Here is a 15,121-nt window from a genome sequence, read left to right on the forward strand (position 1 = left end):
ATAAAAAAACCCCGCTAAAAGCGAGGTTTTCTATAAGTGTTTGTTTGTTCTGATAGACAGTGTTTTTAGGATGTCTATATAGTTAAATTTGACTTCACTATTGTTCCGTCTAATTGCTTAACGCTTCCGCACCACCAACAATTTCTAATATTTCATTAGTAATTGCAGCTTGTCTGGCTTTGTTGTACGTCAGTTTTAATTGATTTCTTAATTCAGTAGCATTATCTGTAGCTTTATGCATTGCTGTCATACGCGCTCCATGCTCACTAGCAAAAGAATCTCTTACCCCTTTATATAATTGTGTTTTTAAAGACTTAGGAATTAATTGCTCTACAATTTCAAACTTAGAAGGCTCATATACATAATCAGCTGCCGTTGTAGCCGCTTCTCCTGATACCGGAACAATTGGTAAAAATTGTTCGGTCATTACAATTTGAGTAGCTGCATTTTTGAACTTGTTATACACAATCTCAATCTTATCGTAAGTGCCATTCGTAAATAATGCCATTAATTCTTCAGCAATTGCAGAAACAGCTTCAAAAGTTAAATCTTCGTAAACTGAGCTATGATTTTCAATAACAGTATATTTCTTTTTAAGAATATCATTGGCTTTCTTTCCGATAGCCATAAATTCTACTTGCTTACCTGCATATGTTTGGTTCGCTAAAAGCATACTCTGCTTGATAATGTTAGTGTTGAAAGCGCCACATAAACCTCTGTTTGAAGTTATAGCCACTACCAATACTTTATTTACCTCACGGTTTTGTGCATATACACTACCAGCATCACCTTCAAGACTAGCACTTAAACTTTGTAAAAGTTCAGTAAGCTTATCTGAATAAGGACGCATTGCAGTAATGGCATCTTGTGCTTTTTTCAATTTTGCAGCAGATACCATTTTCATGGCACTGGTAATCTGCATTGTTGAAGAAACTGATGCTATCCTGTTACGTATTTCTTTTAAGTTTGCCATATTTCTTAGTATGTAATATTCAGTACAAGGTGATTGTGTTAGTTCAGAATCGCTTTGTACTGAATACTGAGTACTTAATACCTAAAATTATTTTTTATATTTCGCTGATAAATCTTTACAAACTGAAGTTAATACATCGATAACTTCATCTGTTAATTTACCTGCTTTTAAAGAATCTAAAGTGTCTCTATGTTTTGCATTTAAAAACTCAATAAAATCACGCTCAAACTCTTTAATTTTCTCTACAGGAACATCTCTTAATAAGTTTTTAGAACCTGCATAGATAATAGCAACTTGATCTTCAACTGTAAAAGGATCGTTTTGTGCTTGTTTTAAGATCTCAACATTACGACGTCCTTTTTCAATAACGTTTAATGTGGCAGCATCTAAATCTGAACCAAACTTAGCAAACGCTTCTAATTCACGGAACTGTGCTTGATCTAGTTTTAAAGTACCTGCGACTTTTTTCATTGATTTAATCTGGGCGTTACCACCAACACGAGATACAGATATACCTACGTTAATTGCTGGACGTACTCCTTGGTTGAATAAATCTTGCTCTAAGAATATCTGTCCATCAGTAATAGAAATTACGTTTGTTGGGATATATGCAGAAACATCACCTGCTTGTGTTTCAATAATTGGTAATGCAGTTAAAGAACCACCACCTTTTACGATAGGCTTTAACGCATCTGGTAAATCATTCATGTCTTTCGCAATAGCATCATTTGCAATGATTTTTGCAGAACGCTCTAATAAACGAGAGTGTAGGTAGAAAACGTCACCTGGATACGCTTCACGTCCTGGTGGTCTTCTTAATAAAAGAGAAATTTCTCTGTAGGCAACCGCTTGTTTAGATAAATCATCATAGATAATTAAAGCTGGTCTACCAGTGTCTCTAAAGTACTCTCCAATTGCAGCTCCTGCAAATGGTGCGTAAACTTGCATAGAAGCAGGGTCTGATGCGTTAGCCGCTACAATAGTAGTATAGGCTAAAGCTCCGTTGTCTTCTAATGTTTGTGCAATGTTTGCTACTGTAGATGCTTTTTGACCTATAGCAACATATATACAATATACCGGTTTCCCAGCATCGTAAAATTCTTTTTGATTTAAGATAGCGTCAATACAAACCGTAGTTTTACCTGTTTGACGGTCACCAATAACCAACTCACGTTGTCCTCTACCTACAGGAATCATAGCATCAATTGCTTTAATACCTGTTTGTAATGGTTCTGTAACGGGTTGACGGTAAACAACACCTGGAGCTTTACGCTCTAAAGGTAATTTGTATAGTTCACCAGCAATAGCGCCTTTACCGTCAATTGGTTTTCCTAATGTATTTACAACACGGCCAACAATACCTTCACCAACTTCAATAGAAGCAATAGTCTGAGTTCTTTTAACTACAGTACCTTCTTTGATGTCTCTAGAAGGACTTAAAAGTACAACACCAACGTTGTCTTCTTCCAAGTTAAGAACGATACCTTGTAACCCGCCTTCAAATTCTACTAACTCACCATATTGTACGTTAGATAATCCGTAAACTCTTGCAATACCATCACCAATTTGTAAAACTGTACCTACTTCGTCTAAAGAGGCTGTAGCTTCAAATCCTGATAATTGCTGTTTTAATATTGCTGATACTTCAGCGGCTTTTACTCCTGCCATGTTATTAATGATATAAGTTGTAGCGCAAATTTACACCGGCGACTACGTTATTATAATTATAAACTGTTTGTAAATTCTCTTTTTAAATTTCCTAATTTACTAGCGATGCTTGCATCGTACTGTAAATCACCTACGCGTAAAACAAAACCTCCTAGAATTTTTTCGTCGATAGTGCTTTTAAGTACCACTTTTTTTCCAGTTAATTCTATTACTTTATCAAGGATCTTTTTTTCTAAATCGGCTGTTAAAGGCACAGCAGTAGTTACAAACGCAACACCTTGTCCTTTTAAATCTTCATTAATAATAAGATACTTTAAAGCAACTTCGTTTAATAACGAAATTCTTTTATTGTCTACTAAAACACCAATAAGGCCTTTTGTAATTGCATTAGTGTCTTTGAAAACCGCTAGCAAGATATTCTTTTTATCAGCACTATTAACAATAGGACTGCTTAAAGCATCAGATAGCTCTTTGCTTTCGCTTATGGTATCAACAATAGAACGCATGTCTGCTTCCATAGCTTCTAAGGCTTTATTATCAATAGCCTGGTCTAAGGTAGCCTTTGCGTAACGTATTGCAGCTCTAGATTCGCTCATGCTTCTAGTTTAATTTGATATCACCTAACATATTCTCAACCAATTGTAATTGCTTGTCTTTGTTAGCTAATTGTTCTTTAATTACTTTTTCTGCAATTTCTACAGATAAAGTAGCTACTTGATTTTTAATATCTGCAACTGCTGCTTTTTTCTCACTAAGAATTGCTTCTTGAGCATTGGCTAGCATTTTATCACCTTCTGCTTTTGCTTGATCTTTAGCATCAGCTAGCATTTTATCTTTAATCTCACGCGCATCTTTAATCATTGATTCTCTTTCAGCACGAGCTTCTTGTAATAAACGCTCACTATCAGCAGTAATGTTTTGCATTTCTTTTTTGGCTTTTTCAGCAGCAGCAAGTGCATCAGCAATACCAGTTTCTCTTTCGTTCAAAGAATTTAAAATTGGTTTCCAAGCAAATTTAACCATTAATGCAATTAAGATTAATAGGATAAAAGCTTGCATGAAAAATAAGCCTATTGGAAAATCGTTAAAAATATCCATACGATGTTATTCTGTGTTATTTATTAGTTTACTTTTTAAAGCACAGTAATAACCAACCGTTAGTACTGTGCTTCAATTTGCTTTGATCGGAAATTAGTTTTTACCTAAAAGTAAAGCACCGAATGCTAAACCTTCTAATAATGCTCCGATAATGATCATCGCAGTTTGGATTTTACCAGCTGCTTCAGGTTGACGAGCAATACCTTCCATTGCTTTACCACCAATCATCCCTAAACCGATACCACCACCGATTACGATTAATCCTGCTCCAATTAAATTGTACATACTAAATTGATTTATATTAAATTAAAAAATAAACTCTCGTTAAATAAAATCTGCTCTTACGTCTTCTGTATCGGCAACTTCATGGCCATGAGCATCATGCTCGTGTTCGTGATCATGTTCTGCTACCGCCATACCAATAAATAGCGACGATAACATCGTGAAAATATACGCCTGTAAAAAGGCTACTAATAATTCTATAACTGTTAAGAATAGTGTAAGGAAGACAGATATACCTGTTGCTCCAACAGTTCCAAACTGTGCTTTTAATAAGATCATCAATGCTGCAATACCCATTACGACAGAGTGACCCGCGGTAATGTTTGCAAATAAACGTACAAATAATGAAAATGGTTTAGTTAAAATACCTAGCAATTCAACAGGTATCAAAGCTATTTTCATTAATACAGGAACGCCTGGCATCCAGAAAATATGCTTCCAGTATTCTTTATTTCCGTTAAATTGAACGATTAAGAAGGTAAATAAAGCCAAACAAACTGTTACGGCAATTTGCCCTGTAACGTTAAATCCTAGTGGTGTTAAGCCTAATAAGTTTAATACCCAAATAAAGAAAAAGACCGTTAATAAAAAGCCCATAAATTTACGGTAATTCTTCTCGCCAATGTTTGGTCTTGCTATTTCGTCGCGTACATATAATACCAACGGCTCTAATACGCGAGCGAATCCGGTTGGGATTGGGCTTTTCTTATAACCGCTAGCTAATGCTCTAAAACCTAAAATCATTAACAAACCAGCTAATAACATTCCGAAAACACTTTTAGTGATTGAAAAGTCTAAAGGTTTATGCGCGTTTTCTGGGTGATGGTGTTCATCGAAGCTAATGGCTGTTGCATTAGCGTCTAACTCATAAATAACACTGTGAAGTTTAGTGAATTTAGAACCACCGCGATTTACGATAACTTGACCGTTATCATCATGATGAAATTCTGATGACATAAAAGTAACTAATCCATTACTTGACCATAAGATTACAGGTAGTGGAAAACCAATATGTTTTCCCTCCCCAGCATCATTTGTATACGAATACAAGTGAAAATCATGAGAATCTTTAAGGTGATGCTTGATATAATTGTCAATCCCCTCTTTAGTGTTTATCTTACCTTCTGTAGCCTCCACATGCGCTTCCTTTTCTGGATCAGACATGGAAAACCCTTGTAATGAGAATGTAAGGATAATTAATAAAGCTACTCTACTAATGTATTTTGATGCTATATTCATTATAAATATTTCGAAAATTGACTTCCTAAAATTTTGCGCAAAGGTAGTTATTAAAAATAAAAATCAAATAAATTTAGTGTAATAATTATTCAACTAGATTTTCTTTAGAATTTTTGAGATATATAGTACCTCTACGAATAGAAATAGAATAAGAGGAATCAACATTGAAAACCGGTCTATGCGGGGTATAACTGTCTCGCTAAAAACAGCGCTTTTAAATACTATGGCAAAGAAAATTAGCTTTAAAAAAAGTGCAGCTAGGTATATTAATCCTAATTGTTCTTTTAGGATATCTGAAAAAGCAAGATAGGCAAAGAGTATACAGATGCCTAAGGAGAAGAGATAATGAAAGAGATACATTTTCCCTAAAGGAAAAGGAATTGAGTTGTCTAGAATGGCTAAGTGGGTATATGTACCCACTAGAAATAATAAGGTAAATACAATGATGTATTGTAAAATAGATTTTAGCAAAACTTTATTTGTTAAGGTTATTGGCTTGACGTATCATGGAATACATAGATACAAAGATAGCAACAAGTGTGATAGAAATTTCTAAATAATTTGTTGCGTATTTTTCGTCTAGCCAAGAACCTAATAAGTTTCCTAAATAAATGGTAAGGCCCATTTGGATCCCTATTCCTGAAAGTTTTGTTGCAGTTTGTAAACCCTTGTTAATTTTTTTACGAGGCTTTTGCGGTTCCATTTGCAGTATTAGCTGTTTTGTTTTGAGAAGGTAATTTACCACCTCCCATAGTACAAGCGGCATTAAATGTTGCGCCTGGTTCTACAGCTAGTTTTGCTACAGAAACTACACCTTCTATAACGGCAGAGGACTTTAAAGATAAAAGATCAGATACTAAAAGCTCACCATTGAAGCTTCCTTCAATATCTGCATTTACGCATTCCACTTTTCCGTGGATATAGCCATCTTTACCAATAACAACTTTTCCAGAAGTTTTTACATTCCCATCTAACTTACCATCAATTCTGAAATCTGCTTCAGAAATAATGTCTCCTTTAATACGAGTGTTTTTTTCAATTCTGTTTGGTTGTCCTCCTAGTTCTGTCATTGTTTTAGGTTTTTGCTTTTTATTGTCTGAAAACATGTTCTACGGTTTTGGGATTGTTACTGTGTGTGTTTTGTAAGCCGTTAAATTTTTATGAACCTGAATAATTTTGTAGTTCGAAGATAAAATTACGAAATTCTCATCCGCTATTCTATAGTCTTTATTGTTTTTTATTAATTCAGCAAACCCAAGAGCGTATTCTTCAGTTTTAAATCCGTGTACAACAACAAACTTATTCTCTAAATTGTACATATCAAGAGATACCGTATTTCTATATTTTAAATCTTTTATAGCTTTTTCTAATGCTGCTTTTAGTTTAGCAACGGGTTCTGTTGCGTCCATTTTAAATGGGAATACTAACTTCCAGTTTTCTGCTTTTTTAGCAGGATTGGGTTGTAAGAATTCCTTAGGAGCTAATTTAGGCAATTGATCGGCGATAATTTCTTTTGCTTTTTTGCCTTCAGGATTGTTAGGGTAGTTTAAGGCAACATAATTTAAAGCTTCCTCAAAAGCGTCATAACCTTGAATTCTACCGATTGCATTTGCTTTCAGCATTTCTAATTTAGGCACAATAGGATCTCCTGTAAACTTCGTAATATTTTCCTGTGCACCCGTAATTACTTGCAAATATTCCTGATTGGTAAATCGCTTATATAATTCGGCATATTTAGCATCAGGGCTATCTGTGTCTCCTTCTAATACCGCATTAGGATTTAGTAAAATCTCTGCATAGCGAGAATCTGGGTGGTTGGTAATAATGTTTTCTTTCATCTGAGCCATAAGCGGACTACCAGATTCTTCATATATTTTATACAAATTGTATTTAGAAGGCAGTATTAAACGTTCTTCAGGATTAGATTTCAATACCGTTTCTAATTTACCCGATGCTAAAAGATTTTCTTTAAATTTTTCTTTATAAATTAAACCTAATTGGTAATTGGATAAATTTCGTTCTGTTTTTAAACTATCTATAACCGTAACCTCTGTAGGGATCTGATCCATATAGAAATCTATGGAATATTTTTGCTCTTCTGTAAGTCCGGTTGTTCCGGTAGCTGCATTATCTGCTACTAACTCTTCTTCAGAGATAGTAGTTTTCCCTTTATCTAACCAGCGCCAGTTATCTTCTAACGTACGATCGCCCCAACGGGTTCTAAAATCTGTTTTACCGTACCCTAAACTAGTAATGTTGTAAAAATAAAACTTGCCTTTGTTTTGTTTGCCGGCTTTTGTCTCTGCAAAAGCACTGATGCCTCTATTTTGACGTTCAATTTCTTTTTTAGCAGCTAGGGAATCTTTCTCTTTTAAGTCTTTTATATAGGCGCCAAAGTAAACTAATTGCTTTTCTTTTGGCATTTGGTATATGTTAATAACACTATCAGCATACTGAACTACGTCCTCATAATAAATAACATCTTCTAGGTTGTCTAGCTTTTTCTTTATAGCGCGGAATTTTTTAGTATTCTCGGGTAAGTTTACAAGGGTACTGTCATAATAAGCACCAGCAATTTTGTAATCATTTCTATCAAAATTGTACTCTCCAAGATTTTCGTAATTTAACGCATTTAGTTGTGGCTTATTTTGTGTAGCTCTCAATGATTTATTGAAATAGGCTATGGCTAAACTATCGGATTTATTTTCTAAATGAAACTCGGCAACTTGACGAAAAATCTTATCTAAGAAAGGTCTGTTTTCACGGTCTTCTTCTAAACCAGTCAAGTATTCATAAATCTCTAAGTTGTTTTCAGGAGTAAGTTGGGTATTATTTATCTTCTGAAGGTGTGCATTGATCATGTACTCACGTGGAGACTTACGATTTAAGTGTATTATCTTATCAAAAGCATAATTGGCACTATCTTTATAACCCAATTGATTGTAAAGTTGCCCTATAATGTAGTAATAGCGTCCTTTTTCAGGATTTTTTTTAGTGTACGAAGAGGCGACTTTTAGATTCTGAATTGCCGTATCAATTTTACTTAGATTGATGTAGGCTTGTGCCATCATTGCTTTAGCATCTGCATATTCTTGGTCTTCTAGAACCTCAAACTTAAATAGCCTTTTTAAATTTTTTAAAGCTAGTTCATCATTTTCTAAACGAATATTAACTTTTTCACGCCAAATTGCAGCTTCATTGAGCTTATCGCTTTTTGGGTATTTTCTTAGGATGTAGTTGAAGGCTTCAAGGGCCGGAAGAAAACGTTGTTCAAAATAACGTGTTTTTCCAAGTAGAAGAAAAGCCTCGTCGGTTTGCGGATTACGTTCTGTATCCTTTATTTCCATACTGTGCTTCTGTATGGCTTTCGTGGCTTTTTCTTCCGCAATTTCAAATTTAGGATTCTTATTTTCTGAATCTAAAATAATTTCTTCGCGAATGGTAATGCGTTCTATAGGCAAAACCTCCCAGTAATTATCTTGGTAAGAGGCGTTGAGTTCTTCTCTACCTTCTTCAAAAGCAATATTACCATTGTACAAAACATTGTACTTGGTATTTAGTGCGTGCCAATTACGGTTTACAAAAGCATCTTTCTTCGTGGAACATGCATTGAAAAGCACGCCTCCAAAAACAAGAGCGGCAATAAGTTTAAACTGAAGCTTCAATATTCTAAGTTTATCTAACTACTAAACTTAAAAAGATGCGTATTATTATGTAGTTCATCGATAAAAGACGCTTTATTTTTTAATAGATAGAAATGAATCAGGCCAAAAATATCGAATTTCACAAACTAAGTGGTTTGTAAACTGATTTTTTTAGGGTTTAGTAAGGCAAATATTTGCTATTTATCGAGGATTTTGACTTTAAAATCGATAGGTGGGTAATATTATGGTATTGGCGCTAAAACATACACCAACTGATTGGTTTGTTTTCTAGATTTAAATATTTTATCGATAAACGGTAATGAAAAAGAAAAAAATAATCCTAAAATAGGCGGAAGAAAGTAGATATTTAATTATTGGTCTGCTTTTGAAGAGACCTTTTTAGCATTCTAACTTGAGCATAAAGCATATCATGATTCACTTCAAAAGATTTATCATTATTCATTTTAGAAAGAATATAGCTCTTGCAAAAATCTTCTATAGAGGCGGTAGACTTCTTAAACTTCTCAACAGCATCATTTACATCTATAGACGGGTGTAGGTCAACCGTAGAGAAACTAAGTAGGGTTTGGTTAATCTCACTAGAGATAAACTTCATAAAGGTCACGAAGTCAGTACTCAGAGATTTAATTTTTTGTTTGGGTTTTGGCATTTTTGGTGGTTAAGTAAAAATTGAGTATCAACAATACTCCCACCAAAAGTAAGATAAAAATTTTATAATTCCAGTTATTTAATGATGTTTGACGTAGATTAAATACCATAAGCAGTAATTGATAGCCATTTATTACCGTAGGAAATATGAAAACAAATCTGTAAGATTTACCTTTAGAAAAATCTAAAACAAGAAACCACGCAATAAAAGAACTGAGTTGCATTCCAACTAAAGCTAAAAATATACGGTATGCGGAATAGCCTAAAAAAAGGCCATCATTATCTGTTATTCCCTCAACTATCCCTAAATTGGGAATCCATATTTGTAATTCCCCAGAACTAGTAGTAATGATGTCATGAACAAAAGGAAGCAATGCGCATAAAATAATACCCATTGCTTTCCATATGTTTAGATTAAACGTCTCCCATCTTGATTTCAGTTCTTTCATATGCCTGTTGTTCGTATATATTATCATCACTATTCTCGCTAGTGTCATTTGTACATGATGCTAATGATAAGGTTACAATGGCTAAAGCTAATAAAAATGTTCTTGAAGTTTTCATAATAAAATAGTTTTTTAGTGAGGGTGCAAACTATAAATTGCACCGACTTCAAACTATTTTATCTCGGTAATGATATTAGGTTTTTTTAACTACAGCCTGTTAATATTTTTATCTACTTTGTAGTTCATCTGAAAGTTGTTGGTTTTAAATTAATTATAGATTAAATACATAAGCACCTGATTATCTATATTTTAAGATGCTAAAATTTTGTTAACGGCTTTTTTTATCGTTAAAGTGTAGTTCTTAACAATTGTAGTAAATTAAAAACCAAAAATTAAGCGCTTATCCAGCGAAAAACAGCTCCAATTCCATCAAAGTCGCTTCAGAAGTTTCAATATCTTTGACCAGTTCTCCTTTGTTTAATACTACAATACGTTCGCAAACTTCGGTGACATGAATTAGGTCGTGACTAGAAACTAAAACCGTTACATTATTGTTTGCGGCCAAATCTTTTATAATACCTTTTAAACGTATCTGTGTGGTTGGATCTAGGTTCGCAAAGGGTTCATCTAATATTACTACTTCAGGATTTCCTATGAAAGAAGCTACAATTCCTGCTTTTTTCTGATTCCCTTTAGATAGATCGCGCAAGTATTTTGTCTGCCCTAGAATTTCCCCATGAAAAAAGTCTTGAAAATTAGAAAGTAGTGCATTGACATCTGCTTTGTTCTGGCCTCTTAGTTCCCCAATAAAGTAGAAATATTCTTCTGCAGTCAAATAACCAATTAGAAACGTTTCATCAATAAAAGCGGTGGTAAAGGGTTTCCAATCTTCACTTGTATTTACTTGCACACCATTGTTATTAATATGCCCCGTTGTTGGCTGAATTAGGTCCAATAATAAACTAAATAAGGTTGTTTTACCAGCACCATTATTTCCTACCAGTCCAAAACTCTGACCTTTAGGAATTTCTAATGAGGGTATATTTAAAACGGTATTCTTCCCGTAGGTCTTGGTTAAGTTTTGTACTGTTATCATGCGGTTGTGGTATTTAGTTTTATAATTAGCTTACTTGTTTGTAGGCTAACAACGTTTTATATTTTTCCTTTTTGTATATTTTTTCTATCTTTTTAAAGACAAATCCTTTAAAAGCAAATCCTAAGACACCAGCCATAGCTACAAAGATGTACCCTGCTGTAGGACTAATTAGATAATGTCCTATTCCGTAAATAAGTAGGGGCAGTAGAAGCTTAGGCATGGTAAGCATTACTGTTTTTAAATTAAATGACTGTTTGTCTCCAAAAGCTTTTTTTGCAGAGGTTAAATCTATTGGAGTCCTTGTATAGGCACCGCCTAGTAGAACTACATAAGAATTTACGCCTATATTATAAATGGCCCCGACAAGTACAGCCAAATAAGCATCTAAACCAAAGTACAAATAGAAAGAGGCAATGATGGTGCTAATAATAGTGGCAATCACCATCAAATACCATTTAGAATTTAGGTATTCTTTGTATTTAATGTTTTGTGACATCATTAGGGGGTAATAAGAACTGTCCCAACTGGGTACAAATTGCCCGAAACTAAAAAGGAATCCGCCTGAGATGAAAATACCTGCAAATATGCGCCAGATTGGACCATCATACGCTTCTATAGTTCCTGTGAAAAATAGGAATCCGTAGAATATGAAAAAGAAACTCGTAATCACCGCCATTTTAGAGCGTTTATTTCTTTTTATTAGTTTGATGTCGTTCTTTAAGAAGGTGCCTAAATTCCCAAATCTATTCAACCAACTTAAATCTTCTGTTTTAGCGATGGTTTGCTTGGTCTGCAATCCTGCATCTAAGTATAAGTTCTTTTTAAAATAGTTGAAGGCGGCATAGTATAAGCCAAAGGCTAGCAACCAAAGAATAATAGAAATCCATGGTAAGGTGCAGAGCGCATTGAAAAATGGTGCAGTATACGTCGTTATATCAAACCATTGTAAATATTGAAATAATCCTAAAACCGCCATTAATCCCACCAATGGATAAAAAATACTATCCTTGTTGTTTACGAGAACATTGATGAAATTGTTGCAATAGATAATAGCGATTAGGGCTAGATGCCAACCAATAATTCCAGTTGCAGAATATCCTTTAGTCAATAGAATTATAGAAAGAGGGATGAAAAAGAACGCATGAGACCAATTAAAATAAGATACTATTGTTTTTGCAAGCGAAAAATTAACCACTTGGCTTTTCTTAAAAGGGAGGTAGAGTAGTGGTTTTATATTGGTTACAGGCATTTTTTGAAGCATGTACCGGAAAACAAGATCTACAATTAAATAGTAAATTATGAATTTGTTGATGACATCAAAAGGATCACCAATGTTCATGTCTTCAATAACAAAGTAGGCACCAATACCCATTCCAATAAAGATTGCTGTCATGTATACAGCGGCAAAACCCATTAGAATTTTAATGGCGATACTACTTTTTAAAGAAGCCGCTCTAAAGAATGATTTCCATTGTAGTGTTATAAAATGTTTGAACATGATGGTGTATTTATGTTATGTAAGTACTATAATACCTTTAAATGTTACAAGGTTTTTGTCATTTTATATTCAGGATAAGTTTTTTCTAGTAAATCTTCTGCTTTTGATGGTATTTGAAATACCATCACATAAAATAGAATTATAATGGACACATTAAAAAAGCTCATTAAGCCTAAGAAGTGTGAACTTTCAATTTCAACTGGCATATTTAAAATATGGATGGGTAATTGAAATAAGCTAAATAATCCCATCTGAGTAAGTAATATTTCTTCTAACATCCATTTGTGTTTTTTCTTTTTTAGGATTGTATTATACTTTGTAAGTCTTATAAACGCAATTGCAAAAAAGCTTAAGTATAAAACCATAATTATTGAATGTTGGTAGTTTGGAGTAAAACTACTAAGTGTTGTATAAAGTAGTATCGTCAGAATTACAGTAAGCATAATTTTAGGTATTGTAAAGTATGCCTTATAAAAATTAAAAATAATTTTCAAGTATTTTTTATTCAAGGCTTTTCGGCGTTCTTCAACTACCTCTTGAAAACCAAACACACCAAATTTTTTAAACTCCATTTGTAGTGCTTCATTAAACGACAAGTTTGGATGTTGTAGAAGTAAAACTTCTATTCCGTTAGCTAAATGGTCTACTAATTCTGTTTGTAGGTCAAAGTGATACACAAAATGATCGTGTGTAAATGTATAAAGCTCTTGTATTTGTTCTTCAGTTAATTTATTCATGCTAGGCCATTTTTATTTTTTTGACTTGCATATGTGATTTTAATAGAAAATAAGAAAATGCCATATTGGAAACAGCGAGAGTATTGTGGGCTAGTACCATAATGTTAATTTTATCTTCTTTAAAAATAGAATGGGTTTCAAGAACAAATGGATTAATTACTAAGTAAAACAAAATAAAAGGAAAGTAATGCCTATTAAATAAAAAACTAAATGAAGTTTTATATTTAGTGGTGTTAATTTGATATCCAAAGTAACATAAGATCATACTGCTTGCGAAAAATAATAGTCCAAATAGTTTATCAATATTGCTAAAAGCCAAGACGTCGCCAACAAATTGTAAGAGCAAATACAAGATTAGAGTACTTAATAAAGTGAAAAGAAGCATCTTGAAATAAAAGTGTTTTAGAATTTCCACACATTTTTTCATCATGATTTTTGGGCCAATCCACGCAATTCCCAGCCACCAACTTGAGTAATTACCTAATTCTTTATTCCATGTTATTACTTCTTTACTAAAAGCTTCTTCAAAAGAGCGATTTTCAGAGTCCATTTTGGTTTCTATACCATTGGCTATATGGTCTAAAACTTCATTTCTCAAATCAATTTGAGTCAGGTCTTTTTGATTCAAGTAAGTTTCTATGTTTAAAAGTTGATCTTCTCTTAAGTAATTCATATTATATTTTTTTATAAAGAGTGGTGTATTTTAGGTTATACTTATTTATGAGTGCGATAATTAAGTAGACTAGAGTGCAATCAAATGAGAGCAATAGAATATTTAAATTACTATTCGTTTCAAATTCGGTTAAAGAGTAGAGTAAAAATTGATGCATCTGTATAAATAAGTTTAGTATAATACTCAATCTTTCTATACCTGAATAGCGTTCTTTTCTGCCTAAATAAAAGCGAATACTGAAATAATAGATTGTTAGGCCGATTAAAATAATTGCAGGTCCAAATTTTAAAAAATAATTTAGATCATAATTAAAGCCTACTATTTTTAAGAAACTAAACATGGTAATTAATAGGAGTATAGTCGCTGGTGTTTGGTAAAAGGATATGATTTCTTTTAGTATTCTTTTATCTGTTACCTTCTTAAATTCGATGTTAGCTTTTTGATGTTCTTTTTTATACAGCATCATGTAATTCTTGAAAGCATGGTAGAAATCTAAATCTTCACTTTTCATTTTATTTTCAACCTCAGAGGCAACATGATCAACCATTTCCATTCTTACATCCGTAAACTCAATTTCTGAGTTTTGGAGGTAGGTATTTATGAATTGTATTTCTTGCTTTTCTAATTTCACAACAAAACTGTTAAGTGATATTCCAGTCTGGGTTTACCAAATTTTGCATGCTTCGTATAAACTCTTCTAGATCGGCTAATCTATTTACGGTTTCTTTTTCACCAAGTTCGGTGAGTTTATAATATTTGCGTAATCTATTATCAACTTTTGCGACCTCTACGTCTAGTAGGCCTTCAGCTTCTAATTTATGCAATGCCGGATAGAGTGCTCCTTCTGTAATATTCAGTTCCCCTTTGGTAAGAGCTTTTACTTTCTGCGTAATTTCATAGCCATACATCTTACCTTGCTCATCTAAAAGTTTTAAGATGATGGTATTTAAACTCCCTTTGTACAATTTTGAATTCCCCATTTTATATTACTTCCTTTAACTTCAAATATACATAATTTTCTTATGTATAAGATTCTTATGCATGTTATTTTACGCTTTTTCAGTTTTATATGGTTTCGCCTTTGCTTAATTTTACAGA

The 15,121-nt window shown here is 33.3% G+C and carries 18 protein-coding genes; all 18 read right to left on the reverse strand.

Features of this window, described 5'->3' with window-relative positions; genetic code table 11:
- Positions 1-109: 109 nt before the first annotated feature.
- A complete protein-coding gene (gene atpG, locus BLQ19_RS07515) occupies positions 110-973 on the reverse strand; it encodes an ATP synthase F1 subunit gamma (RefSeq protein WP_074537909.1) in 864 nt (287 codons plus the stop codon).
- 87 nt (positions 974-1,060) lie between these two features.
- On the reverse strand, positions 1,061-2,641 hold the full coding sequence (gene atpA / locus BLQ19_RS07520) for a F0F1 ATP synthase subunit alpha (protein WP_024482294.1): 1,581 nt from the start codon (positions 2,639-2,641) through the stop codon (positions 1,061-1,063).
- A 56-nt stretch (positions 2,642-2,697) separates the two neighbouring features.
- Positions 2,698-3,237 carry an ATP synthase F1 subunit delta gene (gene atpH / locus BLQ19_RS07525; RefSeq protein WP_074537910.1) on the reverse strand — a complete coding sequence of 180 codons (540 nt, stop codon included), beginning with the start codon at positions 3,235-3,237 and terminating at the stop codon, positions 2,698-2,700.
- A gap of 4 nt (positions 3,238-3,241) precedes the next feature.
- Positions 3,242-3,739, reverse strand: a complete 498-nt coding sequence (locus BLQ19_RS07530) for a F0F1 ATP synthase subunit B (protein ID WP_024482292.1) — start codon at positions 3,737-3,739, stop codon at positions 3,242-3,244.
- A 93-nt stretch (positions 3,740-3,832) separates the two neighbouring features.
- Positions 3,833-4,024 (reverse strand): ATP synthase F0 subunit C, encoded by a 192-nt coding sequence (atpE, locus tag BLQ19_RS07535; RefSeq protein ID WP_024482291.1) that lies wholly within the window; start codon positions 4,022-4,024, stop codon positions 3,833-3,835.
- Positions 4,025-4,063: 39 nt separating this feature from the next.
- Positions 4,064-5,260 carry a F0F1 ATP synthase subunit A gene (gene atpB, locus BLQ19_RS07540; RefSeq protein ID WP_074537911.1) on the reverse strand — a complete coding sequence of 399 codons (1,197 nt, stop codon included), beginning with the start codon at positions 5,258-5,260 and terminating at the stop codon, positions 4,064-4,066.
- 93 nt (positions 5,261-5,353) lie between these two features.
- Entirely contained in the window at positions 5,354-5,731 is a 378-nt protein-coding gene (locus tag BLQ19_RS21770) for a DUF6168 family protein (RefSeq protein ID WP_367888687.1), read from the reverse strand.
- Positions 5,732-5,735: 4 nt separating this feature from the next.
- Positions 5,736-5,963, reverse strand: a complete 228-nt coding sequence (locus tag BLQ19_RS07545; RefSeq protein WP_013550338.1) for an AtpZ/AtpI family protein — start codon at positions 5,961-5,963, stop codon at positions 5,736-5,738.
- On the reverse strand, positions 5,941-6,366 hold the full coding sequence (locus BLQ19_RS07550; RefSeq protein ID WP_024482288.1) for a bactofilin family protein: 426 nt from the start codon (positions 6,364-6,366) through the stop codon (positions 5,941-5,943). The genes BLQ19_RS07545 and BLQ19_RS07550 overlap by 23 nt, the downstream gene beginning before the upstream one ends.
- A gap of 3 nt (positions 6,367-6,369) precedes the next feature.
- Entirely contained in the window at positions 6,370-8,925 is a 2,556-nt protein-coding gene (gene porW / locus BLQ19_RS07555; RefSeq protein WP_074537912.1) for a type IX secretion system periplasmic lipoprotein PorW/SprE, read from the reverse strand.
- Positions 8,926-9,271: 346 nt separating this feature from the next.
- The gene (locus tag BLQ19_RS07560) at positions 9,272-9,574 is read right to left on the reverse strand and encodes a hypothetical protein (protein WP_024482286.1); all 303 of its coding nucleotides are present in this window, start codon (positions 9,572-9,574) and stop codon (positions 9,272-9,274) included.
- The gene (locus tag BLQ19_RS07565) at positions 9,549-10,022 is read right to left on the reverse strand and encodes a hypothetical protein (protein WP_139150216.1); all 474 of its coding nucleotides are present in this window, start codon (positions 10,020-10,022) and stop codon (positions 9,549-9,551) included. Before BLQ19_RS07565 ends, BLQ19_RS07560 begins: the two co-directional genes overlap by 26 nt.
- A gap of 397 nt (positions 10,023-10,419) precedes the next feature.
- Positions 10,420-11,115, reverse strand: coding sequence for an ABC transporter ATP-binding protein (locus BLQ19_RS07570; RefSeq protein WP_074537914.1), 696 nt, complete (start codon positions 11,113-11,115; stop codon positions 10,420-10,422).
- Positions 11,116-11,140: 25 nt separating this feature from the next.
- Entirely contained in the window at positions 11,141-12,613 is a 1,473-nt protein-coding gene (locus BLQ19_RS07575; protein ID WP_074537915.1) for a DUF5687 family protein, read from the reverse strand.
- A 44-nt stretch (positions 12,614-12,657) separates the two neighbouring features.
- The gene (locus tag BLQ19_RS07580) at positions 12,658-13,350 is read right to left on the reverse strand and encodes a hypothetical protein (RefSeq protein ID WP_074537916.1); all 693 of its coding nucleotides are present in this window, start codon (positions 13,348-13,350) and stop codon (positions 12,658-12,660) included.
- Position 13,351: 1 nt separating this feature from the next.
- Positions 13,352-14,023, reverse strand: coding sequence for a hypothetical protein (locus BLQ19_RS07585; protein ID WP_074537917.1), 672 nt, complete (start codon positions 14,021-14,023; stop codon positions 13,352-13,354).
- Between the two features lies 1 nt (position 14,024).
- Entirely contained in the window at positions 14,025-14,654 is a 630-nt protein-coding gene (locus tag BLQ19_RS07590; RefSeq protein WP_074537918.1) for a hypothetical protein, read from the reverse strand.
- A 10-nt stretch (positions 14,655-14,664) separates the two neighbouring features.
- Complete coding sequence (locus BLQ19_RS07595) at positions 14,665-15,003, reverse strand: PadR family transcriptional regulator (protein WP_024482279.1); 339 nt, start codon at positions 15,001-15,003, stop codon at positions 14,665-14,667.
- Positions 15,004-15,121 lie beyond the last annotated feature (118 nt).

It is taken from the genome of Cellulophaga baltica (assembly GCF_900102165.1).
GTDB lineage: Bacteria > Bacteroidota > Bacteroidia > Flavobacteriales > Flavobacteriaceae > Cellulophaga > Cellulophaga baltica.

What these genes read in the sequence shown, in the direction of transcription:
- atpG (WP_074537909.1), bottom strand. Translation starts at nt 973, where the DNA reads ATGGCAAACTTAAAAGAAATACGTAACAGGATAGCATCAGTTTCTTCA.
- atpA (WP_024482294.1), bottom strand. Translation starts at nt 2,641, where the DNA reads ATGGCAGGAGTAAAAGCCGCTGAAGTATCAGCAATATTAAAACAGCAA.
- atpH (WP_074537910.1), bottom strand. Translation starts at nt 3,237, where the DNA reads ATGAGCGAATCTAGAGCTGCAATACGTTACGCAAAGGCTACCTTAGAC.
- BLQ19_RS07530 (WP_024482292.1), bottom strand. Translation starts at nt 3,739, where the DNA reads ATGGATATTTTTAACGATTTTCCAATAGGCTTATTTTTCATGCAAGCT.
- atpE (WP_024482291.1), bottom strand. Translation starts at nt 4,024, where the DNA reads ATGTACAATTTAATTGGAGCAGGATTAATCGTAATCGGTGGTGGTATC.
- atpB (WP_074537911.1), bottom strand. Translation starts at nt 5,260, where the DNA reads ATGAATATAGCATCAAAATACATTAGTAGAGTAGCTTTATTAATTATC.
- BLQ19_RS07545 (WP_013550338.1), bottom strand. Translation starts at nt 5,963, where the DNA reads ATGGAACCGCAAAAGCCTCGTAAAAAAATTAACAAGGGTTTACAAACT.
- BLQ19_RS07550 (WP_024482288.1), bottom strand. Translation starts at nt 6,366, where the DNA reads ATGTTTTCAGACAATAAAAAGCAAAAACCTAAAACAATGACAGAACTA.
- BLQ19_RS07560 (WP_024482286.1), bottom strand. Translation starts at nt 9,574, where the DNA reads ATGCCAAAACCCAAACAAAAAATTAAATCTCTGAGTACTGACTTCGTG.
- BLQ19_RS07565 (WP_139150216.1), bottom strand. Translation starts at nt 10,022, where the DNA reads ATGAAAGAACTGAAATCAAGATGGGAGACGTTTAATCTAAACATATGG.
- BLQ19_RS07570 (WP_074537914.1), bottom strand. Translation starts at nt 11,115, where the DNA reads ATGATAACAGTACAAAACTTAACCAAGACCTACGGGAAGAATACCGTT.
- BLQ19_RS07575 (WP_074537915.1), bottom strand. Translation starts at nt 12,613, where the DNA reads ATGTTCAAACATTTTATAACACTACAATGGAAATCATTCTTTAGAGCG.
- BLQ19_RS07580 (WP_074537916.1), bottom strand. Translation starts at nt 13,350, where the DNA reads ATGAATAAATTAACTGAAGAACAAATACAAGAGCTTTATACATTTACA.
- BLQ19_RS07585 (WP_074537917.1), bottom strand. Translation starts at nt 14,023, where the DNA reads ATGAATTACTTAAGAGAAGATCAACTTTTAAACATAGAAACTTACTTG.
- BLQ19_RS07595 (WP_024482279.1), bottom strand. Translation starts at nt 15,003, where the DNA reads ATGGGGAATTCAAAATTGTACAAAGGGAGTTTAAATACCATCATCTTA.